The 19,134-nt window shown below is 44.1% G+C and carries 16 protein-coding genes and 1 tRNA gene; 5 read left to right on the forward strand and 12 right to left on the reverse strand.

All coding sequences use genetic code 11. The features are described from left to right. The 6 genes from K7R10_RS09115 to K7R10_RS09140 all read right to left on the reverse strand — a co-directional run bounded on the left by K7R10_RS09115 (position 1) and on the right by K7R10_RS09140 (position 9,918). Positions 1 to 2,499: a heavy metal translocating P-type ATPase gene (locus tag K7R10_RS09115; protein ID WP_224484395.1), complete on the reverse strand. Its 2,499-nt coding sequence runs from the start codon at positions 2,497 to 2,499 to the stop codon at positions 1 to 3. 12 nt (positions 2,500 to 2,511) lie between these two features. Continuing rightward, the gene (locus K7R10_RS09120) at positions 2,512 to 3,735 is read right to left on the reverse strand and encodes a permease (RefSeq protein ID WP_224484396.1); all 1,224 of its coding nucleotides are present in this window, start codon (positions 3,733 to 3,735) and stop codon (positions 2,512 to 2,514) included. 6 nt (positions 3,736 to 3,741) lie between these two features. Further along, positions 3,742 to 4,374, reverse strand: coding sequence for a DUF3347 domain-containing protein (locus tag K7R10_RS09125; RefSeq protein ID WP_224484397.1), 633 nt, complete (start codon positions 4,372 to 4,374; stop codon positions 3,742 to 3,744). A 19-nt stretch (positions 4,375 to 4,393) separates the two neighbouring features. Continuing rightward, positions 4,394 to 5,644, reverse strand: a complete 1,251-nt coding sequence (locus tag K7R10_RS09130) for a TolC family protein (RefSeq protein ID WP_224484398.1) — start codon at positions 5,642 to 5,644, stop codon at positions 4,394 to 4,396. Further along, a complete protein-coding gene (locus K7R10_RS09135) occupies positions 5,631 to 9,416 on the reverse strand; it encodes an efflux RND transporter permease subunit (protein WP_224484399.1) in 3,786 nt (1,261 codons plus the stop codon). The genes K7R10_RS09130 and K7R10_RS09135 overlap by 14 nt, the downstream gene beginning before the upstream one ends. Before the next feature lie 88 nt (positions 9,417 to 9,504). Further along, a complete protein-coding gene (locus K7R10_RS09140) occupies positions 9,505 to 9,918 on the reverse strand; it encodes an HYC_CC_PP family protein (protein ID WP_224484400.1) in 414 nt (137 codons plus the stop codon). A gap of 151 nt (positions 9,919 to 10,069) precedes the next feature. Here K7R10_RS09140 and K7R10_RS09145 point away from each other — a divergent pair, with 151 nt between their 5' ends. Next, complete coding sequence (locus K7R10_RS09145) at positions 10,070 to 11,593, forward strand: GH3 family acyl-acid amido synthetase (RefSeq protein WP_224484401.1); 1,524 nt, start codon at positions 10,070 to 10,072, stop codon at positions 11,591 to 11,593. Here the strand turns inward: K7R10_RS09145 and K7R10_RS09150 are convergent, their stop codons facing one another. From K7R10_RS09150 to K7R10_RS09160, 3 genes are all read right to left on the reverse strand, one after another. Next, positions 11,594 to 12,157, reverse strand: a complete 564-nt coding sequence (locus K7R10_RS09150; protein WP_224484402.1) for a M48 family metalloprotease — start codon at positions 12,155 to 12,157, stop codon at positions 11,594 to 11,596. It lies immediately after the preceding gene. Between the two features lie 128 nt (positions 12,158 to 12,285). Beyond that, entirely contained in the window at positions 12,286 to 12,720 is a 435-nt protein-coding gene (locus K7R10_RS09155; protein ID WP_224484403.1) for a hypothetical protein, read from the reverse strand. After that, positions 12,717 to 13,157, reverse strand: a complete 441-nt coding sequence (locus K7R10_RS09160; RefSeq protein ID WP_224484404.1) for an alkyl hydroperoxide reductase — start codon at positions 13,155 to 13,157, stop codon at positions 12,717 to 12,719. The genes K7R10_RS09155 and K7R10_RS09160 overlap by 4 nt, the downstream gene beginning before the upstream one ends. A gap of 225 nt (positions 13,158 to 13,382) precedes the next feature. On the opposite strand from K7R10_RS09160, the gene K7R10_RS09165 reads away from it, so the two are divergent. Both K7R10_RS09165 and K7R10_RS09170 read left to right on the forward strand, forming a co-directional pair. After that, a complete protein-coding gene (locus K7R10_RS09165; protein ID WP_224484405.1) occupies positions 13,383 to 14,234 on the forward strand; it encodes a hypothetical protein in 852 nt (283 codons plus the stop codon). A 184-nt stretch (positions 14,235 to 14,418) separates the two neighbouring features. After that, positions 14,419 to 14,495 (forward strand) — tRNA-Pro (locus K7R10_RS09170). 931 nt (positions 14,496 to 15,426) lie between these two features. Here K7R10_RS09170 and K7R10_RS09175 read toward each other — a convergent pair. From K7R10_RS09175 to K7R10_RS09185, 3 genes are all read right to left on the reverse strand, one after another. Then, positions 15,427 to 15,837 (reverse strand): hypothetical protein, encoded by a 411-nt coding sequence (locus tag K7R10_RS09175; RefSeq protein ID WP_224484406.1) that lies wholly within the window; start codon positions 15,835 to 15,837, stop codon positions 15,427 to 15,429. A gap of 37 nt (positions 15,838 to 15,874) precedes the next feature. Next, positions 15,875 to 16,660, reverse strand: a complete 786-nt coding sequence (locus K7R10_RS09180) for a hypothetical protein (RefSeq protein ID WP_224484407.1) — start codon at positions 16,658 to 16,660, stop codon at positions 15,875 to 15,877. Between the two features lie 84 nt (positions 16,661 to 16,744). Further along, entirely contained in the window at positions 16,745 to 17,377 is a 633-nt protein-coding gene (locus K7R10_RS09185; protein WP_224484408.1) for a porin family protein, read from the reverse strand. Between the two features lie 229 nt (positions 17,378 to 17,606). Here K7R10_RS09185 and K7R10_RS09190 point away from each other — a divergent pair, with 229 nt between their 5' ends. Next, positions 17,607 to 18,104, forward strand: a complete 498-nt coding sequence (locus K7R10_RS09190; protein ID WP_224484409.1) for an RNA polymerase sigma factor — start codon at positions 17,607 to 17,609, stop codon at positions 18,102 to 18,104. Between the two features lie 72 nt (positions 18,105 to 18,176). Next, complete coding sequence (locus K7R10_RS09195) at positions 18,177 to 19,091, forward strand: FecR family protein (RefSeq protein WP_224484410.1); 915 nt, start codon at positions 18,177 to 18,179, stop codon at positions 19,089 to 19,091. Positions 19,092 to 19,134: the final 43 nt, after the last annotated feature.

Raw genomic sequence — 19,134 nt, forward strand, 5'->3', positions numbered from 1 at the left:
TTATTGGTCAAGTTTTATCATTCGTAATCTCAGGGCATTCGAAATAACCGAAACTGAAGAAAAGCTCATCGCCAGAGCCGCGATCATGGGTGATAACAGGATCCCGAAGAACGGATACAAAATACCAGCCGCTACCGGTACTCCCAGTACATTGTAAATAAGGGCAAAGAAAAGGTTCTGCCTGATATTCTTCATCACGTTACGACTCAGGGACCTGGCCTTGAAAATATCGTCAAGATCTCCTTCCACCAAAGTGATACCGGCACTTTCTATGGCCACATCGGTTCCGGTACCCATGGCAATCCCCACATCGCTTTTCGCCAGGGCCGGTGCGTCATTAATTCCATCTCCTGCCATAGCTAACATAGCTCCGCGTTCCTGATGCTCGGTGACTACTTTGAGTTTATCTTCAGGTAACATTCGGGCTTCGAATGAATCGATCCCGAGCCTAGCAGCAACCGATCCGGCCGTAAGCTCGTTATCTCCCGTTAACATTATTATTTTTAGTCCGTCTGCTCTTAACTTTTGAACGGCTGCCTTACTGCTCTCCTTTATCTGATCGGCAATGACCACCAATCCCAGAAGTATTCCGGCAGACCCGGCAAATGATACCGTCTTTCCCTCAGCGCGAAAGTCATCTGCCTTATTCATCAGTTCTTTCTGAATGTCAATCCCGTTCTCCTGCATGAAAGCATCATTACCCAATACTATCTCGTTTCCCTTATCAATGGCTTTTACTCCTCTTCCGGTAACCGATTCAAAATCTTGCACCTGCTCTGGGGTAATATCCTCTTGCCTGCCATAAGAAATGATGGCACGTGAAAGGGGGTGTTCACTAGCACTGCTCAGGTTTACAATGGTCTGAAGTAAGACTGCCTTCTCTGTTGCTTCTGCCGGGATCACACTTTCTACGGAAGGCTTTCCTTCTGTAAGGGTACCTGTTTTGTCGACCAGTAAAGTATCGACCTTACTGAATTTTTCCAGCGCTTCTGCATTTTTCACAAGAATCCCGTTCTGCGCTCCCTTTCCTACCCCAACCATGACCGACATGGGGGTGGCGAGCCCCAGTGCACACGGACAGGCGATGATCAGTACGGCTATAGCGTTGACCAAGGCATAAACATAGGCAGGTTCAGGCCCGAACACAGACCAGATAATAAAGGTCACTACCGAAACCAATACCACGATGGGCACGAACCATGCTGAGATCCTGTCGGCCAGGTTCTGTATGGGTGCCCTGCTTCTGCTGGCTTCATTGACCATTTTGATTATCTGCGACAGCAGCGTATCTGCACCCACCTTTTCGGCTTTGATCAACAAGGTCCCGTTCTTGTTCAGGGTACCGCTTTTAACGGTATCGCCCACGGCCTTCTCTACCGGGATGGGTTCACCGGTGATCATTGACTCATCAACCGAAGTCCTGCCATCAACAACCACTCCATCAACAGGAATCTTTTCTCCGGGTCTTACCCGCAAAACATCTTCCTGTTGAACCTGTTCAAGCGGTATTTCTTCTTCTTTACCATCTTTGACCCTGATAGCTGTTGCCGGAGCCAGTTTAAGCAGCTCCTTGATTGCCTGATTGGTTTTCCCGTGTGCTCTTGCCTCCAGAACCTGCCCCATCAATACCAGGGTTAGGATCACAGTGGCTGCTTCAAAATAGACATGTACATTCCCACTCTCTGTTTTAAACTGATCCGGGAAAAAGTCGGGAAACACCAGGGCAGCCACACTAAATACCCAGGCCACCCCTGCTCCTATCCCAATAAGTGTGAACATATTGAGATTCATGGTCTTTAGTGAACGGTACGCTCTTTCAAAGAACATCCAGGTCGCATAAAACACTACCGGAATCGACAAAAGGAGCTGTATCCAGTTCCAATACACAGGAGAGAGCAGATCGTACAAGGGATTCTCATCAAGCATGTCTGACATCGCGATCAGAAAAACGGGGACCGTAAAAACCACAGCTACCTTCAGTTTATTCAGCAGTTTGTGATATTGCTTCTCCTCTCCTGACAGCTCCGGTTCCTTTTTCACCAGGTCCATTCCGCATATCGGACAATCTCCGGGTTGATCCCTTTCCACCTCAGGGTGCATAGGGCAGGTGTAGATGGTTTTAGCTGTAGACTGAAGATCCACCTGTTCGACAAGGTCCATCCCACACACCGGACAATCACCGGGTTCATCATAGGTTTTATCACCTTCGCATTGCATGGGGCAGTAAAACTTCCCTGAACCCTTGCCTTTAGGCGGGTGTACTGGTTCAGAAGAATCAACCTTTTCTCCAGGTCTGGCTATTTTATAATGGCCGGTCTTTTCCTCAAATTTTCTTCTCAAAGTATTAAATGAAAGATCTTCCTTGGTTTCAACCATCGCCGATCCTTCTTCGAGAGAAACGGTAGCTTTGGTTACGCCTTCAATCTCCGAGAGCATTTCTTCTACATGCTTTCTGCAACCCTGGCAGGTCATTCCGGTGATTTGATATTCGGTTTTCATGGTAATCTGTCTTTATAAAATAAAATTCAGAACAAGTCCTGCAGCCAACCAGGCATAGCATACAAAAGAGGCGTACTTAAGCGTCTTTTCCAGCAACTCGCTTTTTGGCGCCATTTCCTTCATATAAGACATCGACTTATACTTATAGAAACCATGGTATACCAGAAAGGCAGAAACGAGTAAAAACCCGATATTTAAAAAGAATGTATAATCGATCTGGAAATGTTCTGCTTCAGATATCTTCACCTGTGAAGGGTCGGGTAACATCCCGGCCCAGGAGAATCCGTAATGCATGATCAGGGAAGCAGCTATCAGGGAAGCGAAAAGAAGGAAAAGTATAAAGAAGGCCATCTTCCAACCATAGTACTTTGCGTTGATACGCAATACAGGGAACACGACTAGATCGCTGAAAATAAAGGCCATCACTCCGGCAAAACTCACTCCTTTCCCAAAAAGTAAGGCCGCCAGCGGGATGTTTCCCATAGAGCCTATAAATGTGATAAAGGCTGCCACCGGACCTACGATAACATGCTCGAGTATGGTTAAAAAACCAAAGTTTGTTACCTCCGGACCGCTGTTGATAAAAAGCGTTCTGAAAAAGCTGTCCGGAATAAATACTGCCACCAAACCGGCTATGGTAAAGCCTACCGTAACATCTTTCCAGACCATTTTCCATTCCATCACATATTGCCGGGAGACCTTTGCCCAGCTTTCACCCGATTTCAGTTTTTTTGAAATGGCCTTATCGGGATCGGCAGGATCTTCCTGCCCGCTTTCATCCAGCTTCTTTCGGGCCTTTTCGATCAGGTCTTTCGGGTTGATCAGTTTAACCAGTATGTAGCTGGTAAGAATCAGGATGATTCCTCCCACATATTCACCTACCACGAACTGCCATCCGAGAAAGATGGAAATAATGATACCCAGCTCGATCACCAAATTGGTCGATGCCAGTAAAAAAGCGACTGAAGCTATAAAACTGGCACCTTTCTTAAACAATGACTTGGTCGTGGCCAGAGCCGCAAAACTGCAGGAACTGCTTATGAAACCGAAAAATGTTCCTAACAGTATATCCTTGCCCTTTGCCTTTCCCATGGTTTCCTGCATGCGTTTCTCGGTGACGAAAACCTGTATCATACTGCTGATAAGATAACCAAGTATGAATGCCCACAGGGCCATCCAGAAAAATCCAAGGGTGGTCATTGCCGCTTCACTCCATTGTTTAAAAAAAGGTGCCATTATTGATTATTTTATAGTTTCCTTTACGGCTCCGCATTTCAGCATCTTATCACCGAAATACGGATTCATAATTGCTTTCTCATTTGAAAGCCAGTAGCCTCCCTGGTTATTAAAAGCCATCGGGCAATACTGTTTGTAAATCTCTCCACTCTCGATCTTCCCACTTATCTCAGCCTCAACAAGCTTCCCGAGTTCTGCAAACAATGCGCGTTGTTCTTCCACATCCTTTTTCGAGGCCAGCTCTGAAGCCTTGTTCTTGATCTCTTCATTAGCACTCACCGATGCCAACTCAGAGGCTGCTTCTGAAGCCTGGTCTGCATTTGTCGCCACCAAAGCATCTTTCAGAGTCAGGTAAGCGTTAAAGGTTTGGGCTAAGGCATCCTCTGAAAAGGTAACTGTGTTTTTAGCCTGGTCCATACCCTGCTCATTCATATGATCTCCGTCCATATGGTCACCATCCATTTCCCTTTGTTCATGCATGTGTTCATCATCCATATGTTCACCTTCCATATGCCCGTCATGCATTTCGGTGCTTTCACCTTCGTGCATGGTGTCATTTTGATTTTTGTTTTCTTCCTGTTTGCATGAGACGGTTGCCAGCATCGCCAACACTGCAAAACTCAATACCACTTTTTTCATGATTTGTCTTTTTTAAAATTTACGAATTATAACTTAAATATTGAATAAAGGCAGTTTGTAAATAAAAGCTCAGTACTGCCTCAACCTGAGCTATTTCAAGTCGTAACTGAAGGCTCTCGATCTCCAGTAATTCTGTAAAATCGAGCTCTCCTGTTTCATATTTTGTCAATAGTATTTTTTTGGTATCCTCTGCCTTCCCGATATTCGCCTCCAGGCTTTCGAAAGTGATCCTGGCAGCATTCTGTTCGGCAATTGCCTTAAAAAGGCGGGCGTTTAATTCATTGAGCCTTTCTGATCGCTGCGCTTCTATTTCCCGCTTCTTCAATTCATTCTGACGGCTTACCGAAGAAAATTTCTCGTTGAATATGGGAATGGAAAATGAAACCATAGGCATCAGAATATCTTTCCCGTTATCATCGAAAGTCATATCAGGTCTTTCCTGTACGTTTATGTAATCGAGACCGATCCCAAAATTCGGAGTATTCTGCTTCTGATTTAACATTTCGGCCTGCTCGACACTGTTGTACAGTTTATCATATTTGACCAGCTCCGGATGAAGCTCGAGATCAAAGGATGCATCACGCTCGATTTCCGGTATCATCACCTCATAGGCCTCAATCCGGACCTCGGTTCCCGTAGAACGATCGGCCAGGGAATTCAGCATTGCCTTTTCAGCTTTTAATTTCTCCTTGAGAATTTCCAATTCCCGCACCAGATCATTCTCTCTGATTTGTAATCTCAGTACGTCGGCAGCACCAGCCTTGTCGACTTCGACCGCCTGTATCGCCAGTGCTTCGTACTGCTGAAGCAGGGAAATATGCTCTTCCAGGACGGCTCTCTTGGCCTGCAGCTGCTGAATGGTATAATACACCTGTGTCACTTCCAGGGCGAGCTTACGCCTGATGATGACCAATTCTTCATACTCTGCCTCGGCCATGGCTTCTGCATAATTCTCACGGGATGTAATGGTTCCGAACCAGGGAAACATCTGTCGTGCAGAAAGCCTGAACTTCTGTGCACCAGTACGCGTTTCAGGCTCACTTACAAAATAAGCTGCGCCCAACTCGGTGGGCCCCAGCACCTGGGCTTCGTTCACCTTTTCAGAGGCGATATCATACCGAAGTTCATAGGCCTGTATCCTTGGATTCGCTCCTTCGGTCAGATTTATGAAATCATCGAGGGTCTGAGCCTTTAATCCCGGTGAAAGGATCAAAGCTATGATGACTGCACCGCAAAAAAGCGAGATTCCTGAGGGTTTATTTGATTTCATTTGTACTTTTTTTAATCTCCATTTCTTTTTTAACCCGTATCTCTTCTCTCCACCCGTAAAGTACAGGTACAACGAACAAGGTGATCAGTGCGATGAGCATTCCTCCAAAGGCGGGAATGGCCATAGGAATCATGATATCACTTCCTCTTCCGCTTGAGGTGAGAACCGGTAAAAGGGCGAGCATGGTCGTTGCCGTGGTCATTAAACAAGGTCTGATACGCATATTCCCCGCTTCGATAACCGCCGCTCTTACTTCCTTAAGATCATCAGGGCGTATCTTATCAAACGTCTGTTTGAGATAGGTAGCCATAACGACTCCGTCATCTGTAGCGATCCCGAACAAGGCGATGAACCCGACCCATACGGCAACGCTCAGATTCACCGTTCTGATCTGAAACAAGTCTCTGACATTCTCTCCGAAAAAGTTAAAATCCAAAAACCATGGTTGACCATAGAGCCATATAAGAATGAATCCGCCTGAGAAGGCCACTGCAATACCGGAGAACACCATGAATGCGGTGGTGGTAGAACGAAACTGGAAATACAGTATTAAAAAGATGATCACCAATGCGAGCGGCACTACGAATGAAAGGGTTCGTTCTGCCCTGATCTGATTTTCATAGGTACCGGTGAACTCGTAACTGATTCCCTGAGGAACGGTCAGAACTCCCTGATCGATTCGCTCCTGTATCAGTTTCTGAGCATTTTCCACAACAGGCACTTCAGCATAACCATCAAGTTTATCGAAAAGAACGTAACCTACCAGGAAAGTATCTTCACTCTTGATCATCTGTGGCCCTCTTTCATACCTGATGGTTACCAGGTCACCCAAGGGAACAGGGTTACCCTTTTCCACCGGCACATATATCTTCTTCAATTCATCGGGTTCACTTCTCAGTTCCCTCGGATAACGCACTCTGACCGCATAGCGCTCTCTCCCTTCAACCGTTTGTGTTAAAGGCATCCCCCCAACGGCGACCTGAATGATACGCTGTACCTCCTCAACACTCACTCCGTAGCGGGCGAGCTGTTCCCGGCCGATATCGATCAACAGGTATGGTTTTCCTACGATCCTGTCGGCAAAGACAGCCTCGTCTTTTACTCCCTCAACCTCCTTCAAAAGATTCTCCAGTTGAAAACCGAAACGCTCGATCTCCCGCAGGTCCTGGCCTTTGACCTTGATCCCCATCGGAGCTCTCATTCCCGTTTGCAACATGACCAAACGGGTTTCAATGGGTTGTAATTTGGGAGCCGAAGTAACCCCTGGAATACGGGTTACCCTCACGATCTCATTCCAGATATCATCGGGGGTTTTTATCTCAGGCCTCCAGCTTCGGTAGAATTCTCCTGAAGGGTCTGCCACTAATTGCTCTGTTCTTATAGTCCAGGGATTCACATCGCCTGTTTCCATCTCCCCGTCTTCCCCGGGAGTATGATTCGGATTGAGCACTTTTCTTCCGTCCTTCAGCAAAAATAACCCGCTGTCGTCAGTTTTAAACGATTCCGGTTCTCCTTCCTCATTCTGCAGGTATTCGGGCTTATATTGTATCACGTTCTCGTACATGGAAAGCGGAGCGGGATCAAGAGCTGATTCAGCACGTCCGGCTTTTCCAACCACGGTTTCTATCTCGGGAATACCCGCCACAGCCATGTCGAGCTGCTGCAATACCCTCCTGTTCTCTTCAACCCCGGCATGAGGCAATGAGGTAGGCATGAGCAGAAATGAACCCTCATTTAGTGATGGCATGAATTCTTCCCCCGTGTTTCTCAGTATCTGTATCCCGATAGCGATAAGTATCACGGGCAGTGAAAGAAATAAGAGCTTATTATTGAGGGCCCACCTGAGAACAGGGGTATAATACTTCCTGAACAGCAGAAATCCACCTAAGATACCGAAACAGACAAGAGAAACAAAAATAAGGTTGATCAATACAGAACGGTCAAAACCGAGCGGTCGCCAATAAACAGCCAGTAAAAATATGATCGTTACTATGGTGATCCCTGTATGAATCAGGCTCTTCTTCTTGAAGAAATCCCGGATCTTTTCCGGCAGGCTCTTCGCCACTTCATCCTGAGCTAAAATATTGGTGATCGCAAAAGCCACCAATACCAGACCGAGCCAATAACCCATAATGATTACCACCAGCCCCGTAACGAGTATTACTCCCTGAAAGATCATTTTCTGTACGAACCCGGTTTGCCGTTTCTTAAATAGAATGGCTGCCAGTGGCGGAATAAAGAACAGGGCCACCAGAACCGCGGCGATCAAAGCCATGGTCTTGGTGAATGCAAGCGGACGAAAGAGTTTCCCTTCAGCACCCACCATGGTGAAAACCGGTAAAAAACTGATCACCGTTGTGAGTACAGCTGTCAGGATGGCTCCCGAAACCTCTTCCGTAGCATTGTAAACCACCTGATTTATGGGCTTATCTTTTCCCTCTTCCAGATGCCTGATAATGTTCTCTGATAAGATCACCCCGAGATCGACCATGGTTCCTATAGCAATAGCGATACCTGATAAGGCAACAATATTGGCATCGACACCGAAATACTTCATCGAAATGAAAACCATCAATACAGCGACAGGTAAAAGTCCGGAGATCAAAACAGAAGCCCGCAGGTTGAACACCATGATCACGATGACCAGGATGGTGATCAGAATTTCCATGGTTAGGGCTTCATTAAGGGTGTCGAGGGTTTCTTGTATCAGTTCGGTACGATCGTAAAAAGGGACGATCGTAAGCTTTGACACCTTACCGTTTTCAAGGGTTTTCGAGGGTAAACCGGAACTGATCTCCCGGATCTGCTTTTTGACATTCTGAATGACCTCCATGGGGTTGGCCCCATAGCGAGCCACTACAACTCCACCGACCACCTCTGCTCCTTCTTTATCCAGAATTCCTCTTCGGGGAGCAGGCCCAAGACTAACCTTTGCAATATCACCTACTTTTATGGCCGTGTAGTTCTGAGAAGTAACAACGGCCTTTCTGATATCCTCCAGGCTTTTTATGTATCCTAAACCGCGTATAAGATATTCAACCTTATTGATCTCGAAGGTCTGTGCACCGATCTCCTGGTTACTCTGCTTCACGGCTTTAACAACCTGTTCCAGGGTGATACCGTATTCCCGCATAAGGTCAGGATCAACATCGATCTGATATTCCTGTACATAGCCTCCGATAGAAGCTACTTCTGAAACACCTGAAGCTGAAGACAGCCCGTATTTCACATAATAGTCCTGCACACTTCGCAATTCATGCAGGTCCCAGCCACCGGTTACATTTCCGTCTTCATCCCTGCCCTCAAGAGTATACCAGAAAATCTGTCCGAGTCCGGTGGCATCAGGTCCCAAAGCAGGACTAACGCCCTGTGGCAATAAGCCTGATGGCAGGGAATTCAGCTTTTCAAGAATACGACTCCTGCTCCAGTAGAATTCCACATCTTCTTCAAAAATGATATAGATACTGGAAAGCCCGAACATGGATGAACTCCTGATGGTTTTAACACCCGGAATACCCAACAGGGTCGTGGTTAAAGGATAGGTGATCTGATCTTCGACATCCTGGGGTGAACGCCCGTCCCATCTGGTAAAAACGATTTGCTGATTCTCTCCGATATCAGGAATGGCATCGACAGCCACAGGTTTGCTGGGCAACCAGTCAATCTGCCAGTTGAAAGGAGCACTTATAACTCCCCAACCTACAACCAATACCAATAGCAGTATGGCTACTAACTTATTTTCTATTAAAAACCGAATGCTTTTATTAAGCATATGAATTGAATTAAAACATGATTAAAAAGAATATACCTCGTCACAGCTTTAATAAGCAGGCGACGAAATTTACAAGATCATGTTTCAATCAAATAAGAAAAGTCTCGTTGAGAAGCTGAATATCTTCGGTGATCAAGGGCGGCGGATATCCCTGAAAGGGCGTTTGCGGTTTCGCCTCTTCCGAGAATTGCAGCTTTAATGAATAGGTGAAAATAGCCAGAAAGTTTCTGGCTGCCTGTTCCTTCTTTTCCAGCTCCTTCATCTGATCCTGCCCTTCGAACAGATCGGTTTCCTCACTGCAACAGTGATCTGCCGAAAGCATGTCAGAGAGACCGTTTTCTGCAAGCATGGTTTCCATACCACAGCTATCAGCTTTTCCGGTCAGGGAATAATCAACCAGGATCTCTCCGCAGAAATGCTTATCTACAGAAAATGACAAAGCGGATACTAAAACGAGTACCGCCATGACCGAGGATCCTATTTTAAGAAGAAAGTTCTTCACGGAAACAAAATTAGAAGATTTTCTTTAATAATGAATAATTTGTTGTGAATAGCTTAACATTCACAGTAAAAGGTAGTTTAAAATCAAGTCAGAGGCCTTGATTTACCACCCACAATCTGTAAATTCAACTTACCTTTAGAAAAAAGTAAATATGGCGATATACGGTTACATGATCAAGGGATTACTCGAAATGCGGGAAAAGCTGGTTCCGGAATCAGATCCGATAGAAGACCAGAAAAAAGTATTATCAGAATTACTCGAGCAGGCAAAAGATACTGCCTTTGGGAAATTTTACGATTTTTCAGATCTCCTGGAAGCAGAAAATATCAAGGAAGCCTTTGCGGCTAAAGTCCCCCTGTTCAATTATGACAAAATAAACAGCGAATGGTGGTATCGTCTGCACCAGGGAGAAAGTGACATCACCTGGCCCGGAAAACCTTCCTATTATGCCCTGAGCTCAGGTACTACCGGCAAAGAAAGTAAACGCATTCCGGTAACCGAAGAAATGATCGAATGCATCACCCTGGCAGGACGAAAACAAGTCTATGCCATAACAAACTTTGACATGCCTCCCGATTTTTTTGAAAAGGAAATTCTCATGTTGGGCAGTTCTACTGATCTGAAGAGAAAAGGGGATCACCAGGAGGGAGAGATAAGCGGGATCAGTGCCAGTAATATTCCAAACTGGTTTAAAGGATATTATAAACCGGGTGAAGATATCGCACGTATTGAAAACTGGGATGACCGGGTAAAAATGATAGCTGAAAATGCTGCCGAATGGGATATCGGAGCCATTAGTGGTATCCCTTCCTGGATCGAGCTCATGCTGGAAGAAGTTATCGAGCACCACAAGCTGGAACATATACACCAGATATGGCCGAATCTCCAGGTCTACACCTCCGGAGGGGTGGCCTTTGATCCCTATGAAAAAAGTTTTAACGCCCTGATGGGGAAACCGGTAACGGTCATCGACACCTACCTGGCTTCAGAAGGTTTTATCGCATTCCAACAACGCCCCGAAACCAGTGCAATGCGTCTGTTAACCGATAACGGAATTTATTTTGAGTTTGTGCCCTTCGAGCCCGAATACATCAACGAAGATGGTTCTCTTAAGAAAGATGCTCCTGTAATTCCACTGGAGGAGGTAAAAACAGAAAAAGACTATGTACTTCTTATAAGTACCGTATCAGGCCTTTGGCGCTACGAAATCGGTGACACCATTACCTTTACCGACCTGGAGCGCAAGGAGATCAAAATAACCGGTCGCACCAAATTCTTCCTGAACGTGGTGGGTTCGCAGCTGTCTGTTAACAAACTTAATGATGGTATAAAAGAACTCGAAAATGCCTTTGACATCGAGATCAAAGAATTTACCATGGCTGCCAAACGATACGATGAGGAGTTCTATCACAGCTGGTACCTGGGCACAGAAGCAGATGTTGATCCTGAACAAGCCGCTGAGGTGCTTGATGAATACCTGAAGTCGGCAAATAAGAACTATGAAGTGGCCCGGGGAAAGGCGCTAAAGGGAGTTAAGGTAAAGGTGATCCCGCCTGAGATTTTTTACGAATGGAATGCCCAAAAAAAGAAGAAGGGCGGACAGGTAAAAATGCCTCGCGTGATGGGAGAGGAAAAATTCAGCGAGTGGGAAGAATTCGTCGCTGCCCAATTATGATCAATCGTTCACAGTTGCTGTATCGTCTCTTTGAGAAACCATATGCATGATCTCCTCGGGAGATAGGTAGTATTTTTTAATACGTTCCTTGTATTGGTCTGAAAGGTCAGCGTGGTCCAGTATGAAGTTTTTAGTTTGAATGATATACTCTTCCATACCCTGTCTTACAGCATAGTAATCGGCCATGCGTTCAGCCTCTTTCAGATAGGTTGAAGAAAGACTGTATCGTATCCCGAAAGCAATAAGGTTCCATTTACTGCGATTTTCATAATCCATGATGTGTCCCAGTTCATGACCCAACCAACCTGTCATAATGGGTTCAGGAATTGAATCTGTTTCGAACACTTCATCATCGATCTGGAAACGCTCACTGATAAAAATGTAATACTTGCGGTTCTTTCGCCTTTTAAAAAAACTTTTGAAATCGGGCTGGGCCTGCATTACCGATTTCTTGATCTTCTTTTTAAATCTGAAAACAATGGTCGATTCTGCCAGGTTTGGGTAATATGACAGTGCCTTCTCTGCCTCTCGGGCGATTCGTTCAGGGTATATGTGGTTCTGCATGCAGTAAGTTCTTTTATGGTCCAACCTTAATAAAGGAAATTATGTTGAATAAATCAAACGCTATTCCTTTGAAAGTCTTAAGTATACCCTAAAATGTGAACTGATCATTTAGTATGACAGCTCTGTCATCAACCGAAGAAAAAAAGTGAAACTTGCAAAATAAAGATCAGTATCCACAAAACCGTTCTGTACCAATTCTTTTTCACCAGGTCTTCTGTGATCATGGATACTTTCTCTGAATGGTTTTCTTTGCTGATCCTGTTATGAAGGGGAACGAAAATGGTAAAGGTCAGTAGCCACACCAGTAATACCAATAAAAGCTTAACGAGGTAAAAAGGTTGATACCTGAAATAGTATATAGAGAGGCTTAAAAGCAGCTGTCCGCCCATAAGCGGGATCACCACTGCACTGACACGTTCAACATATTTCCTGTGCCACCTAAAGAGAGCCTCTTTGTTATAAAAGGTGAATGAGGGATAGATCACGCCCTGAACCAGCGCGATAAGCACAAGGCAACCGAAATCGAAAATCAGATTTAAAACCGGCAAAAGATCTTCCATCATCCCGCAGCTTTATAAGATTTCTCCTCAAACTTGTAAGGTGTATTATCACTGAGTTTCCATTGAGTTTGGATGTGCACCTGATAAAGAATGTATACGAAGGGAATCCACCAGATAAAATCGTTGGTTATCAGGGTGTAGAAGAACTCAAAGGGCACATCTCCTTTCAGATATCCGAAAAGAAATCCTATAGGACCAAAGATCTTTCCCAGAAAACCCACCGCAACTATTGGCCAGTGTCGCAAAGCGTCAAAAGAAGCCCACCAATACCCGAGACCGTATACACCTATCACCATCCCCATTCCCTGCCAGATCATGACATGATTGATCTGCTCCATACCGGTTAGATCAAAAAATGAAGTAGGAAAGATCACTACCCATGCACCCCAAAGCAGGTTATAAATTGCAGCCAGGCGCAGTATATATTTATTGACATTCATTTTGTTTAATTATTTCCAATATTCATTAAACAAATATAAGATGTTATTATCAGCTAATAAAACCTGAAGCCCTCAAAAGTGAATATCGACATAATTAACTGTATATCAGTATTTTATTTGAATTTGACCCTTCTATTACTTATATTAGAATAGGAATCACTGCCCTGAAATAGTCCCACTACTTCAACTTCAATAACCTGCTCGTAAACTTTAAAACAACACAAAATGAAAACGTTCAAACTGATTACAGTAGTAATATGCTTATTGCTGGCAGCTCCTGATACCCAGGCCCAGTTTCTGAAGAAGCTGAAAAAAAAGGTAGAAAAAACCCTCGAGCAAACTGCTATTGAAAAGATCGATGACAAGGTCGAAGATGCCGCCAGCAAATCCATGGATAAAATGCTCAATGGCGACTTCATGAAAGGTAACCCCATGATCAATACCGGTGAAATGGCCGATATGTCTGAGGTACCCGACACCTATGATTTCGAATACCTATACGTGCTTCAGATGGCAGACGATACGAAGGGAGAGAAAGTCGATATGAATATGCATCTTAAACCCGATGCATCCTATTGGGGAATGAGTATGCCCCAGGCTGGTGATATCACCATGGTGCATGATGTCGATAATGAGCTGATGGTGATGTTCATGGCAGACAAAGGGCAGAAAATGGCCATGGCTATGAAGATCGATCCTTCAGACATGATCAACTATGAAGAGGAGGAACAGCCTGAATTCGACGTGCGCGAGATCGAAGGCAAAGAAATACTTGGATATGATTGCCAGGGTTTCGAAGTGGAAACCGACGAATACCTGGTTACAGTGTATAATACCTTTGAAGCCGAGGTCAGCCTGGTCAACGTTTTTGGTGCCAACAAGGAATTACCCGATAATTTTGATCCGAAGTGGTTACAACAGGATGGCAACTACGGACTAATGATGGAAATGCATATGAAAGATAAGACCGGAAAGGAAGATGATGTTTCCATGAAGTGCGTAAAACTCGAAAAGCAACCCATCACTATTGCAAAGGCCGATTATGAAAGCATGGGTATGGCCAGCATGAAACAATAGATATCTGAAATTTCAATTTTTAAAATCAGGAGAACTTCTCCTGATTTTCTTTTTTACAGGCAATTAGAACCACAATGCAGCCGACAGAATAAAAAGGGTGAAAATCTCTATAAAAAATGTATGGTAATTTTCAGGAACTTTATATTTTTGCACTCCTCGCAGATCACTCAGATCTGCACACAACCGGGATGTGGCGCAGTCTGGTAGCGTACACGCATGGGGTGCGTGTGGTCGCTGGTTCGAATCCAGTCATCCCGACCAAAAAAAGCTCAGCAGGAAACTGCTGAGCTTTTTTATTTGAACGAACCGGAAAGCGCGCTTTCCTGGTGAAGTGAAAATAAAAAAGTGCATCACGCGATAGCGTGTGCTGAGCTTTTTTTGAGCAACACACCTCTCTGGATCACCGACCGAAGGGAGGTAATCAACCCCCTTCCGTCAGCGCTTATGGCGCTGCCACCTTCCCCCGACCAGGGGAAGGAACCCGTTGTTTGTTAAGTTTTAGCAATTAGTGATATAACCGGACTAATGTACAACCAATCCAGGCACAGGCCTTGTTTTTCCTCCACGCCATCTGGCTCCGACGCTAAAAAGGTCTGCAAGACCTTTTTCATACGCTCGGTCCTTTGAGCAACACCCCCACTCTGGATCACCGACCGGAGGGAGAATAATCAACCCCCTTCCGTCAGCGCTTATGGCGCTGCCACCTTCCCCCGACCAGGGGAAGGAACCCGTTGTTTGTTACGTTTTAGTAATTAGTGATATAACCGGACTAATTTACAACCAATCCAGGCATAGGCCTTGATTATCCTCCACGCCATCCGGCCCATCGCTAAAAAGGTCTGCAAGACCTTTTTCATACGCTCGGTCCTTTGAGCAGCACACCCGTTTTGGATCACCGACCGGAGGGAGAACAATCACCCCCCTTCCTTCAGCGCTTGTAGTGCTGACACTTTCCTCCAGTCTGGGGAAGGAACCCGTTACTTTTTACGTTTTTACTAAAAAATGATAAATCAGAAGTAAAACTTCTGCTAAAAAGTCAAAAAAAAGAAGATGCAGGATTCAGAGGGATAACAGTATTTGAACGGTAGAAAAAAAACCTCGTATCATTTTTAACTTGAGATTATCATCAGGCAAAGAAAAAAGGCCGCCTTTTTCAGGACAGCCTCTTTTAGCAACAATCAAAATATGTAGGTTAATTTCCGGGAGATATGGAAAAAGATCCATCTCCATTGAAATTATTTAAAACGATCTGCACGGTCCATTCACCGGGAGTACCCGATTGTGATACGCCCGATCTGGAATCGTCTCCCTGTCCTTTAATAAGCGTTTGATTCAATACTTCTGTACCATCAGCATCCACCATAATCAATTGAAAAGAACCTCCCGAGGCTGCGGTAATGTCCATATTATAGTCCACCGTATTTAACGGATTATTCCATGGATAGCTGTTTCTTAAGCTTCCACCGGTACCGGTAACATCGCCGTCAAAATCGGTATTTTGTGCGGTAATATTTACCTGGGCCATCGGCCCGTCATCATCGCTGCAACTAATGGTAGCTAAACTGATAATGATTACCATTATAGTTTTCAAAACAAATTTCATAGTATAGGTAGTAAAGTTAATTAGTTAAATATTTTGGTTAGTCTTCTAATAATTCGATATGCTTCTTGATGGCTTCCTTAATGGCATCAGCAAGGCCGTTATTTCCATCCTCATCCATCGGACTAATCTCAATAGTACCGTCGCCATTCCCATCAGCGGCCACAGACAAGTCTACTCCAAAATCATGGCTAAAGATCATACTGATATCAAAATTGATGGTGATGCTTTCAGTACCTTCGGTGATGATGACATTTTGTTCAACATCCTCAAAATCAACCTCCACCTCTTCATTGAAATCGTGCCAGAAAACAAAAGGCACTCCCTCATAGGTCCCTTTTACTAAAATAGACTTTCCGAACAGCTCACTTTCCTGGTTCGCGCTTTTGTCAAATTCAAATTCCAGCTCCTCGAATTCTCCCACAGGCACACTGATATTCATCAATTCTACCGAACCCGCTAAAAGATCCACCTCAAACGGACCTTCCAGTTCAAATTCATCTTCAAAATCAAAATATCCGTCATCATCCCATTCTTCTTCGTTTTCCCCTTCAGATTCACTTTCGTACTCCATTTCGTTTTCCTCACCCTCATACTCTATCTCCAGTTCAAACTCTTCAATGTTGATCCAGAATTCTGAAAGTATAAGGTTTTCATCGATCTCTTTAGCTGAAGTGGCCGACTTGGCACTTGCAGTAACCAGAGAATTGTCGATGTTGATTCTCAATTGTCCGTGGGTTACGGGATCGTCATTGTTGGAGCAGGACAGCAATAACAGTCCGGAGGACAGTACGCAAGCTGACTTAAATAAGAAATTGCTTTTCATGGTTTTAAAAATTAAAGGGTTTTTCATTTTTATATAACAGTTCAATTGGTGATTTATTCCTTTTTTTTAATGATTTCTGTCTGATCACAGATCAAGAACATAGGCCACGGAAAGCGTAAAGCTTCTGGTTTTCACAGTTTGGCCCGGATCAAAAAATCCTTCCTCCAATGGATCATCATTAATGTCAGAAAGTCCGAAATTATAACGGGCACTCAATTCAAGACCGGAATCGAAGGTATACCCACCTCCAAATCCGAGGGCTATATTCGTGCCTTTAACAACCTCACCCGAGCCTATAGCCTCCGATACATTTTCGATCTTGTCTTCCTCTTCAAATTCCCCTCCGCTAAGAAAACCGATCTGTGGCATCAACATAACATTCATTCTTTGCAGGAACTCGTATTTTAAGCCCGCTCCAAAAGTCATGTAGCTAAGCTTGGCTCTTTCTATTTCTTCTCTGTCTTCGAATTTTGCCCCTTCCTGCTGGAAGAAAAGTTCAGGTTGAAATATGAACTGATCTGAAAATTTAGTCTGGCCGAATACACCCAGATGTATCCCGAATCTTGAATCAGGATTTGAATAATCAAGGGAAGGGTCAACATTCAGACTACTGAAACTAACTCCGCCTCTGACTCCAAGTTTAAAAGACTGGGCTGATAATACGCCGGAGCAAAATAGTACGGCTGCCAATACACATAGGTTTTTGAGTTTTATCATACAAGTTGGGTTGATGGTTTTCTATAGAACAATCACGGTCTGTAAGTTTACCCTCCTTACTCAGATTTTTTTTTTGAAGTACGGATTCCACCGGGCTTGAACCAGGGATAGTTACTTATTAAGAAAAACAGTATATATTGTTCTGCGCCACTTTCTATTGCACAGATAATCAGAAAAAAATAATTCCAGTATCTTCACAACCGACTTTTATATACGCACCCCATTCATCATGAACGTTTGTGATAAAAAAGTATTCGAGAAAATATATAAGGAATATATCCAGAAAATCAGTGACTTCCTGTATTACAAATACGGTGCAGCTCACGATCATTTTGATATCGCTCAGGAAGCTTTTGTAAAACTATGGCAGAATTGTAAAAAGGTGCCACCTGAAAAAGCGAAGAGTTATCTGTATACGGTTGCAAACAATACTATGCTGAACGCATTAAAACATCAAAAGGTGGTGTTAAAGCACCAAAAGGCACCCGCTAAAAATTATGATCAGGAAGACCCCCAGTTCATACTCGAAGAGCAACAATTTCTGAAAAAATACGAAAAGGCACTTGCCGGTCTCAGCGAAAATCAAAGAGTGGTTTTTTTATTAAACCGAATAGAAGGAAAGAGTCATCAGGAAATTGCCGACATATTAGAGCTTTCCATCAGGGCAGTTCGGAAACGATTATACATGGCCGTTGAGAACCTGCGAAAACATATTGATGGTATCTGATTTTTAAAGATTAAACCTGCCAGGGGTAAAATGAAATGAATAAGTTGTTTTAGTATTTAAAAGGATAATAGGATGAATAAAGAGGACCTTATCATAAAGTGGCTCGACAATAATCTGACACCTGAAGAACTCAGGGAGCTGGAAGCTATGGAAGGTTTTGAATCCTATAGGAAGATCGTTGACCACGCCCCGATGTTTGACAACCCGGAAAAAGTTGATGCCGTTAAAGGTTATAATAATCTGCAGCACAGATTGAATCGCAAGTCGAAGGTCATTTCCTTAAAAGACCGCATAAAGTATATCAGCGGCATCGCCGCAACCATTGCTGTTTTGATCTGCGGATACCTACTTTACCAACAGCAATCACAAGTCAATTATTCAGCAGACCTTGCCGAAAAGACATCCATAATCCTCCCAGACAATTCTCAAGTTGCACTTAACGCCCAATCTGAAATCACCTTCGACAAAAAGGCATGGCCTGAAAAGCGAAGTTTAAAATTAGATGGAGAGGCTTATTTCAAAGTTGAAAAAGGGTCTGCATTCCAGGTACAGACCAAAATTGGCTGGGTTCAGGTACTGGGAACCGAGTTCAATGTTTACAACCGGGAAGGCCTTTTCAAAGCAAGTTGTTATGAAGGAGCTGTCATGGTGGGTGTTCAAGGCCAGGAGATAATTCTTTATCCCGGACAAGAGATCCGGTTCACTAATGGAGATTTAACCGAATATATGATCGATTCAGATCATCCTTCCTGGATCAAGGGCAGGTCTGATTTTGAAAGTATGCCTCTGGAATACGCCTTAAATGAGATCGAAAGGCAATACGGAGTTACTATCGACTCCGACAAAAAATATCTTTCCCGCTTATACACCGGAGTATTTCCTCATAACGATCTGGATCAGGCTTTGCGATCGGTTTGCCAGCCTTTTGGCATGAGCTATAAAATAAGTGAAAATGGTAAAAACATAAAGATCTTTGCCATTGACTAATAGCAGTTTCCCGACGTTTCTATCTGTAATCCTGCTGTTTTTC

It is taken from the genome of Robertkochia aurantiaca (assembly GCF_020166495.1).
GTDB classification, from domain to species: domain Bacteria; phylum Bacteroidota; class Bacteroidia; order Flavobacteriales; family Flavobacteriaceae; genus Robertkochia; species Robertkochia aurantiaca.